The 11,543-nt window shown below is 64.8% G+C and carries 11 protein-coding genes and 1 pseudogene; 7 read left to right on the plus strand and 5 right to left on the minus strand.

Going from position 1 to position 11,543, the window contains the following annotated elements; all coding sequences use genetic code 11:
- Positions 1–21: 21 nt before the first annotated feature.
- The 5 genes and pseudogenes from JO059_RS00245 to JO059_RS00265 all read right to left on the minus strand — a co-directional run bounded on the left by JO059_RS00245 (position 22) and on the right by JO059_RS00265 (position 3,248).
- Positions 22–687, minus strand: coding sequence for a hypothetical protein (locus JO059_RS00245; RefSeq protein ID WP_293313623.1), 666 nt, complete (start codon positions 685–687; stop codon positions 22–24).
- Complete coding sequence (locus JO059_RS00250; RefSeq protein WP_293313627.1) at positions 684–1,553, minus strand: hypothetical protein; 870 nt, start codon at positions 1,551–1,553, stop codon at positions 684–686. Before JO059_RS00250 ends, JO059_RS00245 begins: the two co-directional genes overlap by 4 nt.
- Before the next feature lie 63 nt (positions 1,554–1,616).
- Complete coding sequence (locus JO059_RS00255) at positions 1,617–2,060, minus strand: hypothetical protein (RefSeq protein WP_293313630.1); 444 nt, start codon at positions 2,058–2,060, stop codon at positions 1,617–1,619.
- Positions 2,061–2,151: 91 nt separating this feature from the next.
- Positions 2,152–2,491 (minus strand): annotated as a pseudogene (locus JO059_RS00260) (cytochrome P450); the annotation flags it as partial.
- Positions 2,492–2,546: 55 nt separating this feature from the next.
- Positions 2,547–3,248: an SDR family NAD(P)-dependent oxidoreductase gene (locus JO059_RS00265; protein ID WP_293313633.1), complete on the minus strand. Its 702-nt coding sequence runs from the start codon at positions 3,246–3,248 to the stop codon at positions 2,547–2,549.
- A gap of 320 nt (positions 3,249–3,568) precedes the next feature.
- Between JO059_RS00265 and JO059_RS00270 the strand changes: the two genes are divergently transcribed.
- From JO059_RS00270 to JO059_RS00300, 7 genes are all read left to right on the plus strand, one after another.
- On the plus strand, positions 3,569–5,050 hold the full coding sequence (locus JO059_RS00270) for an aldehyde dehydrogenase family protein (RefSeq protein WP_293313661.1): 1,482 nt from the start codon (positions 3,569–3,571) through the stop codon (positions 5,048–5,050).
- Positions 5,047–6,252 (plus strand): CoA transferase, encoded by a 1,206-nt coding sequence (locus JO059_RS00275; RefSeq protein WP_293313636.1) that lies wholly within the window; start codon positions 5,047–5,049, stop codon positions 6,250–6,252. Before JO059_RS00270 ends, JO059_RS00275 begins: the two co-directional genes overlap by 4 nt.
- A 325-nt stretch (positions 6,253–6,577) precedes the next feature.
- Positions 6,578–7,396, plus strand: coding sequence for an ABC transporter permease (locus tag JO059_RS00280; protein ID WP_293313638.1), 819 nt, complete (start codon positions 6,578–6,580; stop codon positions 7,394–7,396).
- Between the two features lie 13 nt (positions 7,397–7,409).
- Entirely contained in the window at positions 7,410–8,255 is an 846-nt protein-coding gene (locus JO059_RS00285; protein ID WP_293313641.1) for an ABC transporter permease, read from the plus strand.
- 19 nt (positions 8,256–8,274) lie between these two features.
- The gene (locus JO059_RS00290; protein WP_293313644.1) at positions 8,275–9,546 is read left to right on the plus strand and encodes an MCE family protein; all 1,272 of its coding nucleotides are present in this window, start codon (positions 8,275–8,277) and stop codon (positions 9,544–9,546) included.
- Positions 9,543–10,565: an MCE family protein gene (locus JO059_RS00295; protein WP_293313647.1), complete on the plus strand. Its 1,023-nt coding sequence runs from the start codon at positions 9,543–9,545 to the stop codon at positions 10,563–10,565. The genes JO059_RS00290 and JO059_RS00295 overlap by 4 nt, the downstream gene beginning before the upstream one ends.
- A partial coding sequence (locus tag JO059_RS00300) for an MCE family protein (RefSeq protein ID WP_293313650.1) occupies positions 10,565–11,543 on the plus strand: 979 nt, incomplete at its 3' end. The genes JO059_RS00295 and JO059_RS00300, both read left to right, overlap by 1 nt.

Below are 11,543 nucleotides of genomic sequence, written 5' to 3' on the forward strand. Positions count from 1 at the left end.
TGGCGGCAGGCGCTTACTAGCTCACACCGGATCAAACTTGGTGATCAGCCAGTTGCCGTTGACTCGGGTCATGCTCACCAGCACGCTGCTTGCCGACATCGAGGGATCGGGCATGTCCTTGCTTGTGGTGCTTTGGTCGACGAACACGAGGACCACCGCCGAAGCCGGATGCAATTCCGACACCGCGGCTCCGATCACGTGTGCGGTCGTTTTCAGCGACTTTTGTTTGGCCGCGGGCGCGACGATCTGCTCGGTGAACTGGTTGTAGTACGACAGAAAATCCCCGGAGAGGTGCGTTTTCGCGTTGGCGAAGTCCTTGTCGAGCGATTCGGGTGAGTAGGACAATAACGCAACCGTCCCGTCCGAGGCCGCCTCGACCACCGCGCGCGCAACGCTGGGGTCGGTTTGTTTGTTCGGCTGATACCGCTCGAAATAGAGCCACGCCGCCCCGCTGCCGGAGATCAGCAGCAGCAGAACCAGGGTCGCGGGAACGACCCGCACGTTGCGCAGCGTGCGCGACCAAGTCCGCCGGCGTTTTGCTCGCTTGGGGGAGTCGTCACCTCCGGCTTGCGCGCCGTCGCCCGTGGGCTTCGCGGCCTCCGCGGCCTCCGCGGGCTTCGCGGCCTCCGCGGGCTCCGCGGGCTCCGGGGTCGCGGTGGTTTCGGCGTCGCGGATCTCATCCGTCACGGTATGAAGTCCACTTTCGACATCTTGTACTGCCCGCCTTCTTCGGTCACGGTCACGCGGAGCCGCCACATCCGTGGTTCGTCCTTGGCGCCCGCGGCGTTGGTGATCCGCGATGTCGCCGAGACCAATACGGATGCGGAATGCTCGTCCATGGATTCGACGGCCGCCGCGGTCACCGTTCCCTGGGTCACCACCTTGGACTGCTCGACCACCGACGCGAAATCCTTGGCGCGCTGCTGAAAGTCGTCCCTGAATTGGCCGGTGGAGCTGTCGAGCACCCGCTGGACGTCTTCCTTGGCTCGGTTGAAGTCCAAGGAGGTCATGTTGATGATGCCCTGCCGCGCTCCGGCGACGAAGTTCGCCGCGCGCTGGGCGCGCTCGCCGGCTTCATGGTCCTGCCACGCCATGAATCCGCTGACGCCGGCGAACGTGCAGATGAGGATGATCGCGATCGCTTTGGCGGTCACCGACAGCGACGGCAGCCGGCGTCGCCATCTGGGCACCTGCGATTCCCGTTCGACCGCCTCGGGAGTCTTCTCGGGACCCGCCTCGGCAGTCTCCGCGGGGCCCGCCTCGGGGGACGTCCCGTCGGTCTTCGCGTCGAGATCTTCGGCGGTGTCGTCGACGGGTTCGGCGTCGGCCGTTGATTGTTGATCGATCTCGTCGGCTGGTGATTCTGCGGTTTCCGGGGAGTCGGCGGCCTGGGCCAGCGCTTCGCGGCGCAGCCTGGCGGCGCGGGCGCGGGCGCGTGCCGCGGCGGCCAGCGCCTCAGCTTCGGTGGCTTCCGCCTCGGCCTCTTCGAGCAACGCCATCGCCTCGGCTTTCGACGTAGCCGAATGTTCTGGCGGTTCTTTCGCCTCAGTCACCGCGCGCTCCGCCCGTCACCGTGCTCGTCGACCGAGCTCCGATCGCTCGTAGTGTGGCCGCGGCTACCATCGCACGAGCGAGAACGGGTAAGTGGTGGTGCCCCCGGGTCCGCCGCCGCATCCGGTGTCGAAGGTGGAGACCACCTGACCGGCGAGTGACACCGCATCCCAGGAGTAGACATCATGGGAGGGAAAGAACTGGATCACGCAGCGCACACCATCGGGCACGTCGACGATCATGGTGTACCGGCCGTCGGACAGGTGAGCGTCTGCGGCATAGGGTGCCGCTTGCCCGTTGGGCTGAGGTATCGCTTGGATTCGCACGCATCCCGGTTCGCGAGAGGTGCACGGCCGAACCGCCCAAATCCAGCTGTGGCCGGGGTCCCGGTTGGTGTCCAACCGGTAGTTGGCAACCTGCATGTCTGCATGGGCGGCCGGCGGGAGAATCAACGCTGCCATGGTCACCGCAAGGCTCACTGCGAACAACCTCACCGTTGCCTCTCCCATCTGCGCACACGCGGTTGGCCTAAATATAAGGCGCGGTTACGCTGACCAGGCCTACTCGGGAAAATCGAGCTGGTCAACGGGCTCCGTATCGCTAGTCGATGACCGCGGCTTCCGTGCGCTGGATGACGGGTCTGGCCAGCTCTTGTTCGTCGCCGATGCGCTGCAGCTTCTCCAGCGTCTCGTCCAGCCGGCTCCCATCCTGCGACCGGGCGTGCAGCTTGCGCATGCCCTGGGCAGTCAGCATCGATTTGAATACGGTGCGCGCGCGACGTTGGAGCCGATGCACCAGTGCGCGCCGATGCCAAAGCTGAACTGCCGGTTGCGCTTTCGGTCGAGGATGACTTTGTCCGGGTCGGTGAAGACGGCGGGATCACGGTTGGCCACGGCCACGAAATCCGCAGTCGCTCACCCTCTTTGAACTTGACACCGTCTGGCAGCGATCTGGATCGACCCAGACCTTCACCATGTCTCCTCCTCCCTCACGGTTCAGGTGTTTCGACCGCCATTGACGCCCAACAGTTGGCCGGTGATGTAGCCGGCTTCCTCGGACACCAGGAAGGCGCACGCGGCAGCGATGTCTTCCGGCTTGCCCATTCGGCGGACCGGGGTGCGGGCGATGGTCTCGTCAATGTCGCCGAGGAACCCGTTCTTCTCGGCGGCTCGCAGCATCGGGGTGTCGATGAAACCCGGTGGCACGGCGTTGACGGTGATGCCACGTGGCCCGTACTCCAGGGCCAGCGATTTCGTCAGGCCGTTGACCGCCGACTTGGCCGACACGTAGTGGGCCATATACGGCGCACCGGAATGTGTGCTCGACGAGGAGATGTTGACGATTCGTCCCCAGCCGGCCTCGACCATGTCGGGCAGCACGGCCTGGATCATGTGGAAAACCCCGTTGAGGTTGACGTCGATCACCCGCCGCCATTCCTCGAAGGTGATGTGGTTGAAGCGCTTGAACCCGTCCAATCCCGCGGCATTGACCAGAATGGCAATCGGTCCCAGTCGGGCGCGGATCGCGGACAAAGCGGCCTCTACCTGCGAGCGATCCGTAACGTCGGCTGTGAAGGCGAGATCGCTGTCCGACGGCCTGAGGTCGATGGTGGCGACGTCAAGACCATCGGCGCGCAGGCGCTGGGCAACTGCGTGACCGATGCCGGAGCCGCCACCGGTGACAACAGCCGTCTTCACCTCGAGCCTTTACTTTCCAAGCGGGTGGCCATCTCGGCCACAAAGAATCACGCTTACGATTATGAGAACCTTACTCTCGGCGTGAAGCGGCATGCAACATGCGTACAAAACGGCGCTGGCCTGCGCCAAGAGGCTGACGACTGCCACTTTCGACCTGGTCAGCGGCCGGATCCGGTTTCCTGAGATTTTCTTGAATTATCGAGATCCGAATGTAAGATTCGCCCGGGAAGAGAATGAAATTTTCGTGTCCGTCATCACAGTAAGGGTACGGAATGGCAGCGCAGGACACGGCCGAGGCCGCCTTGGGGAGCACCTCAGGGATGATCGCCGATGCCGCGCCCAAACCACGAATCGACCGTCGGCTGCTGATCGACGGTCGACTGGTCAGCGCCGGCAGGACCTTCCCCTCCATCAATCCGGCCACGGGCGCGGTCATCGGGCATGCCCCGGATGCCGGCGCCGAGCAGGCCGAAGCGGCGATCGCGGCGGCCCGGCGGGCGTTCGACACGACGAGCTGGCCGACCGACGTCCAGCTGCGAATCCGTTGCCTGGACCAGCTGCACCGGGCGCTGGTCGAGCACGCCGAGGAATTGCGCGAGCTGACCATCGCCGAAGTCGGCGCCACCCGCGCGCTAACCCACGGCGCCCAGCTCGACGACCCGATCAAGATCGTGCGCTTCTACGCAGACCTGCTGCCTAGCTATCAGTTCGTGGAAGACCTCGGCGAGATCGAATCGCGGGGCATGCGGCATCACCGCTGGGTGGAAAGGGAAGCCGCAGGCGTGGTGGGCGCCATCATCGCCTACAACTATCCGAACCAGCTCGCGCTGGCCAAGCTGGCCCCGGCCCTGGCCGCCGGATGCACGGTCGTGCTCAAGGGCGCACCGGACACCCCCTTGGTCACGCTGGCCCTGGGAGAGCTGATCGCCAATCACACCGATATCCCGCCCGGCGTGGTCAACGTGCTGACGTCGTCGGACGCCGCGGCCGGCGAGGCGCTCACCGCCAGCCCGGACGTCGACGTCATCACCTTCACCGGCTCGACCGCGGTCGGCCGGCGGATCATGGCCGCCGCGAGCGACACGGTCAAGCGGGTCTTCCTGGAGTTGGGCGGCAAGTCCGCCGTGATCATGCTCGAGGACGCCGATTTCGCCAGCGCGGCCATGTTCGCGGCGTTCAGCATGGTCACCCACGCCGGCCAGGGCTGCGCGCTCACGTCGCGGCTGCTGGTGCCCAAGTCGCGCCATGACGAAATCGTCGAGCTGATCGCGCAGAACTTCGCCAAGGTGCGCCACGGTGACCCGGCCGATCCGAAAACGTTCATGGGTCCGCTGATCAACGAGCGCCAGCGCGACAAAGTCGACGGCATGGTGCAACGGGCTGTCGCCGCGGGGGCGACCCTGGTCACCGGCGGCAAGCGGCTGGATCCCGGCTACTTCTATGCGCCCACGTTGCTCACCAACGTCGACCCCGACAGCGAGATCGCCCAGGACGAGGTGTTCGGGCCGGTGCTGGTCGTCATCGGCTTCGACGATGACGACGACGCGGTGCGCATCGCCAACAACTCGATCTATGGCCTGGCCGGCGCGGTGTTCAGCCGTGACCAGGACCGCGCCCTGGCGGTGGCGCGCCGGATCCGCACCGGATCGTTCTCCATCAACGGCGGCAATTACTTCAGCGCCGACAGTCCGTTCGGGGGCTTCAAGCAGTCCGGCATCGGCCGCGAGATGGGCGTGGCCGGACTCGAGGAGTTCTTGGAGCGCAAGACTTTTGCGGTTCCGGTTGTGGGGGCGCCCGCATGAGGCCGCTCGAGGGCATCCGCGTGCTGGAGGTCGCCATGTACGGGTTCGTCCCGTCGGCAGGTGCGGTGCTGGCCGAGTGGGGCGCGGACGTGGTCAAGGTCGAGCACGCCGTCACCGGTGACCCGCAGCGCGGGCTGCGCCAGACCGGCATGTTGCGCGTCGAAGGCGACCCGAATCCCAACATCGAACACGCCAACCGCGGCAAGCGCAGCATCGGTCTGGACATGTCGGTGCCCGAGGGCAGGGAGGTGCTTTACGAGCTCGCCCGCCGCTCCGATGTCTTCCTGACCAGTTTCTTGCCCGACGCCCGGCAGAAGTTCGGCATCGACATCGACGACATTCGCGCGGTGAACCCGTCGATCGTCTACGCGCGCGGAAGCGCGCTCGGCCCGCGCGGCCAGGAGGCGACCAAGGGCGGCTACGACATGACGGCCTTCTGGTGCCGCGCCGGGACGGCGGCCACCATTACGCCGCTGGGTTACGACGGGATGATCAATCCGCCCGGCCCCGCCTACGGCGACACCATCTCCGGCACCAACCTTGCGGGCGGCATCGCGGCGGCGTTACTCAAGCGCGAACGCACCGGAGAGCCGTCCGTCGTCGACGTGTCGCTGCTCGGCAGCGGCCTGTGGTCGCTGGGTCACACGGTGGCGTTGACGAAGCATCTCGGGCAGCGGCTGGAAGCGCCGCCGCCCGGCATCCACGGCTCACCGGTCAACCCGCTGGTCGGCGTCTACGCGACGGCCGACGGCCGCTACATCTCTTTGGTGATGATGCAGCCCACCAAGTTCTGGGCCGACGTGTGCAGGCACCTCGACCTACCCGAACTGGCCGACGACCCGCGGTTCGCCACCGCCGAATGCATCGCCGCCCACACCGCCGATGCCGTGGAGATCTTGACCAAGGTGATCGCCACCCGCACCCTTGCCGAGTGGAGCGAACGCTTTGCCACGCTTGCGGGCCCCTGGGCGCCGGTGCAGGACACGTTGCAGGCGGTCGACGACGCACAGATCCGCGCCAACGAGTATCTAGTTCGCGCAGGCGAACTCGACCTGGTGGCCAATCCGGTCCAGTTCGATGTCGCCGCGCCGCAGACGGGACCGGCGCCAGGATTCGCCGAGCAGACCGACGAGATCCTGATGGAGATCGGGCTCGATTGGGACCGCATCATCGAACTGAAGACGGCCGGCGCGGTCACATGAGCACTACGGGGACCGGGCGATCGCCTTTGATGTCGAAGCCGAACATGGGCTGTGGCGGTAACGGTTTTATTTTTTCGTTCCCCCGGGACGCGGCATGAGTCATAATCGCCGGACGCTTCGAGACATCGAGCCCCTGGTTTCGGAGCGCCAACTCACGCGACAGAACGGAGGAGTGGCGTGAGGATGGTAGCGGTTGTCAACCCGGCGATAGACGCTGGATTGTGGCTAGCCGCTAGGCATTTGGGCCCCGGCGACGTGCCTTCGCAGTCGGTTCCGAAGACTTTTCAGACTACCGGTCTTGTTGTGCCGGAAGGGTTGTCGGGCCATGGCCGATAGGCGCGACGACCGCTGGTCACCCGGACTGCCCGCGCTGAGACTGAAATTTGACCTCTCCGGGCCCATGCAGGCCGTTGGGGGATTGTTCGCGATGTCGGCGGACGCGATCAAGTTCGCGTTTCGCAGGCCCTTTCAATTGCGGGAGTTCTTGGAGCAATCCTGGTTTGTCGCGCGAGTCTCGCTGGCGCCCACCTTGTTGGTGGCCATCCCCTTCACCGTCCTCGTCAGCTTCACGCTCAACATCCTCTTGCGCGAACTGGGCGCCGCGGACCTCTCCGGTGCCGGTGCTGCGTTCGGTGCCGTCACCCAGGTCGGCCCGTTGGTCACGGTCTTGATCGTGGCGGGCGCTGGGGCCACGGCAATGTGCGCGGACCTCGGGTCGAGAACGATCCGCGAGGAAATCGACGCGATGGAGGTGCTGGGCATCAACCCAGTGCAACGCCTGGTCACGCCTCGCATGCTGGCTTCCGGGTTGGTGGCGATGCTGCTCAACAGCCTGGTGTGCATCATTGGGATCCTGGGCGGCTACACCTTCTCCGTACTCGTGCAGGACGTCAATCCCGGCGCGTTCGCCGCCGGTATCACGCTGCTCACCGGCGTGCCCGAGGTGATCATTTCCTGTGTCAAGGCATTGCTTTTCGGCCTCATCGCCGGATTGGTCGCCTGCTATCGCGGCCTGATCATCAGCGGTGGCGGTGCCAAGGCCGTGGGCAACGCCGTGAACGAGACCGTCGTCTACGCTTTCATGTCGCTGTTTGTCGTCAATGTGGTCGTCACCGCGGTCGGCATCAAGATGACGGCGAAGTGATGGGGCGGATGCGATGACGCTGCGAGCTGCCTACCCCAGGTTCTTCCGGCAACTCGAGCGCCCGGTCAACACCTTCGGCCGCTTCGGCGACCACACCATTTTCTACGGGAAGGCGCTCGCCGGGGCGCCGTTCGCCGCGGTTCATTACCGGCGCGAAGTCATCCGCCTGGTCGCCGAGATCAGCATGGGCGCAGGCACTTTGGCGATGATCGGCGGAACCGTCGTGATCGTCGGCTTCCTGACCCTGGCCGCGGGCGGAACGCTCGCCGTTCAGGGATACAGCTCGTTGGGCAACATCGGCATCGAGGCGTTGACCGGATTCCTGGCCGCGTTCATCAACGTGCGCATCTCCGCACCCGTGGTGGCCGGGATCGGTCTGGCGGCGACCTTCGGCGCGGGGGTCACCGCTCAGCTGGGAGCCATGCGGATCAACGAAGAGATCGACGCGCTGGAAAGCATGGCCATCCGGCCGATTTCGTACTTGGTGAGCACCAGGATCATCGCGGGGATGCTCGCGATCACGCCGTTGTACAGCATCGCCGTCATCCTGTCATTCGTCGCCAGCCAGTTCACCACGACGTTCCTGTTCGGGCAGTCGAGCGGTTTGTACCAGCACTACTTCTCGACCTTCTTGAACCCGATCGACCTGTTGTGGTCGTTCCTACAGGCCGCACTGATGGCGATCGCGATCTTGCTGATACATACGTACTACGGCTATTTCGCCGCCGGTGGACCTGCCGGCGTCGGCCAAGCGACCGGTAACGCGGTGCGCACCTCGCTTATCGTCGTGGTATCGGTAACGCTGCTGGTCTCGCTTTCTATTTACGGCAGCAACGGCAACTTCAACCTATCCGGGTAGCAGAGGAGGTGGGACGGCAGTGACGCAGAACGTGCCAGCGGGTCGGGGTTCAGTCGGCGGCCGGCTCCCACGCACGGCGCATGTCCGGCCGGCCAGCCGGGCCGCGTCGCGCAACTACGTACCACCCCTGCTCGGACTGCTCACGGTCGCGGTCATCTGCGCGATTTTCGCCGTGGCGATAACGCTGTTTCAGGGCGGCTTCAGCGAAACCGTGCCGGTGACCGTGATCTCGCAGCGCGCCGGTCTGGTCATGAACCCGGACGCCAAGGTCAAGATGCGCGGTGTGCAGGTGGGGAAGGTCGCCTCGATCGACCCGCTGCCGAACGGCGAAGCGGCTATTCACTTGGCGATGAATCCCTCGGACTTGAAATACATTCCGGCCAACGTGCTCGTCGACATCGCGTCATCGACGGTGTTCGGCGCGAAGTCCGTCGAGCTGGTGCCACCCGACCAGCCCTCGGCACAGCGGCTACGCAGCGGCCAGACTCTGCAGGGCCAGCACGTCATGGTCGAAATCAACACGGTTTTCCAGCAATTGGTGTCGGTGCTGTCCCACATCGACCCGCCGAAGCTCAACGAGTCACTGGGTGCGCTGGCACAAGCGTTCAGTGGGCGGGGCCCACAGCTCGGCCAGGCCCTGGGTGACCTGGATTCGTTTCTGGCCAAGCTGGAGCCGAGCCTTCCCGCATTCAGGCATGACCTCGCGGTCTTACCGGAGGTATCCAACGCCTACGCTGACGCGGCACCGAACCTGGTGAAGACCGTGGCCAACGCGGCCCGGATCAGCAAGACCCTTGTCGACGAGCAGCACAACCTGGATGCGTTGCTGATCAGTGCGATCGGCTTGGCCGACATCGGCAACGACGTCTTGTCGACGAACCGCGAGCCGCTGACGAATGTGCTGCATCTGCTGGTGCCGACCACCGATCTGACCAACGAGTACCACGAGGCGCTCACCTGTACCTTGGGCGGGCTCATCCAGATTTCGCATGGGGCGCCGTTGTCGGAACCGAGCATCAACATCTCGGCGAGCCTCACGTGGGGCGCCGAACGTTACCGGTATCCGACGAACCTGCCCAAGGTCGCGGCGACGGGCGGCCCGCGGTGCGTGGGCCTGCCGAGGATTCCGTTCAACTCGGCCCCGCCGCAATTGATCGCCGATATCGGCGCCAATCCGACGCAGTACGGAAACCCGCAGCTGCTGCTCAACTCCGACCTCCTCAAACAGCTGTTGTACGGGCCGATCGCCGGGCCGCCACGCAACTCCGCCCAGATTGGAATGCCGGGATGAGAACGCGCGCCACGCTGGTCAAGTTCGCGATCTTTGCGGTCGTGATGGCGGTCCTTACTGCCTTCCTGTTCTTTATCTTCGGCCAGTACCGGACGGGTTCGACGACCGAGTATTCGGCGGTGTTCACCGACGTATCCCGCCTCAAGGCGGGGCAGTCGGTGCGGGTCGCGGGGATCCGGGTGGGAACGGTCAATAGCGTGTCGCTGCGGCCGGACAAAAAAGTTGTGGTGAATTTCGACGCCGACCGCAACGTCGTCCTTACCGAGGGCACCAGGGCGGCGGTCCGCTACCTCAACCTGGTGGGCGATCGCTACCTCGAACTCGTCGATGGTCCGGGGTCGACCAGGCATCTGGCGGCCGGCGGTCAGATTCCCGTCGACCGCACCGCGCCGGCGCTTGACCTAGATCTGCTGCTCGGCGGACTGAAACCCGTTACCCAGGGCCTGAACGCGCGCGATGTCAACACATTGACGTCGGGATTGTTGCAGGTCTTCCAGGGCCAAGGCGGGACTCTCGAGTCGCTGTTCACCAAGACGACATCGTTTTCGAATGCCTTGGCCGACAACGATCAAACCGTGCAGCAACTGATCGACAACCTCAACACTGTCGTGGCCTACATCGACAAGGAGGGTGGCAATTTCTCCGGCACGATCGATCGCCTCGAGAAGCTTGTCAGCGGCCTGTCGAACGACCGCGACACGATCGGGTCCGCCATTGACGCCCTGGACCAGGGAACCGCCTCGCTGGCGGATCTGCTTGCCGAGGCCCGCCCGCCGCTATCCGGCACCATAGCTCAGTTGAATCGGCTGGCGCCGATACTCGATAACGATAGGGACCGCCTCGACGCCGCAATCGCCAAGGCGCCGCACAACTACCGCAAGCTGGTCCGACTCGGCGTGAACGGCGCCACCATCCCGTACTACCTCTGCCAGTTCGGGCTCCGCGGCACGGACCTTCAGGGAAAGACCGTGCGCGCCAATATCTTTCGGTCAGATGCGGGAAGGTGCACGGAACCCTGATGCTGAAGTATCGCGGAGCTGGGCTCATCAAGGCCGGATTCATCGGCGCGATCTTGATCGTGCTGGTGATCCTAATGGGCCTGTCGCCCGACCGGTTCATCGCATGGGCGACAATGGTCCGCTACCAGGCGCTGTTTTCGGAAGCCGGCGGCCTGGCGGTGGGCAACCCCGTAGTCGTGTCGGGGATGAAGGTCGGCACGGTGTCGGATGTAAAGCTGCGCCACGGCGATGCTCTGGTGACCTTCACGATGAAGGGCAACATCCTGCTCGGGTCGGACACTTCCGCGCACATCCGCACCGGCACGCTGCTGGGCGAGCGGATGCTGACGGTGGAGTCCGCCGGCAGCGGCACGATGCACCCAATGGCGCTCATCCCCGTCTCGCGGACGTCCTCGCCCTACTCGCTGACCGAAGCGGTCAGCGACTTCGCATCGAACACCGCCGAAACCAACACCGCGGCGCTGAATCAGTCGTTGGACACCCTGTCGGCGACGCTCGATCAGATCGCACCCCAAATGGGCCCGGCCTTCGACGCGCTTACCCGGTTATCTCGCACCCTCAACAGTCGCAACAAGAACCTGAGCGACCTTTTCAAGAGCGCCAGCGACGTCACGGGCATACTCTCCCAACGCAGCCAGCAGGTGAACAAGCTCATCCTCAACTCCGATGACCTGCTCCAAGTCCTGGTGGCGCGGCGGCAAGAGATCGTGGACCTGCTGGCCAACACGTCGGCGGTGGCCAAGCAGCTGACGGCATTGGTGCACGACAACGAAGCCATATTGGCGCCCACGCTGGAGAGGCTTAACCGGGTGACCGCGATGCTGGAAAAGAACCGCGACAACATCGGCAAAGCGCTGCCGGGTCTCGCCAAGTTCCAGATCACGGTCGGTGAGGCCATCTCCGGCATGTACGCCTATCAGGCGTTCGCCCCGAACTTCCTTATCCCGCAACTCTTCAACGCGTTGTTCGACTACCTCT

This window comes from Mycobacterium sp., assembly GCF_019247615.1.
Lineage (GTDB): Bacteria > Actinomycetota > Actinomycetes > Mycobacteriales > Mycobacteriaceae > Mycobacterium.

Bases quoted from the DNA above. Each gene is read 5' to 3' on its own strand.
- JO059_RS00295 (WP_293313647.1), top strand. From the start codon at position 9,543: ATGAGAACGCGCGCCACGCTGGTCAAGTTCGCGATCTTTGCGGTCGTG.
- JO059_RS00285 (WP_293313641.1), top strand. From the start codon at position 7,410: ATGACGCTGCGAGCTGCCTACCCCAGGTTCTTCCGGCAACTCGAGCGC.
- JO059_RS00280 (WP_293313638.1), top strand. From the start codon at position 6,578: ATGGCCGATAGGCGCGACGACCGCTGGTCACCCGGACTGCCCGCGCTG.
- JO059_RS00275 (WP_293313636.1), top strand. From the start codon at position 5,047: ATGAGGCCGCTCGAGGGCATCCGCGTGCTGGAGGTCGCCATGTACGGG.
- JO059_RS00255 (WP_293313630.1), bottom strand. From the start codon at position 2,060: ATGGGAGAGGCAACGGTGAGGTTGTTCGCAGTGAGCCTTGCGGTGACC.
- JO059_RS00270 (WP_293313661.1), top strand. From the start codon at position 3,569: ATGATCGCCGATGCCGCGCCCAAACCACGAATCGACCGTCGGCTGCTG.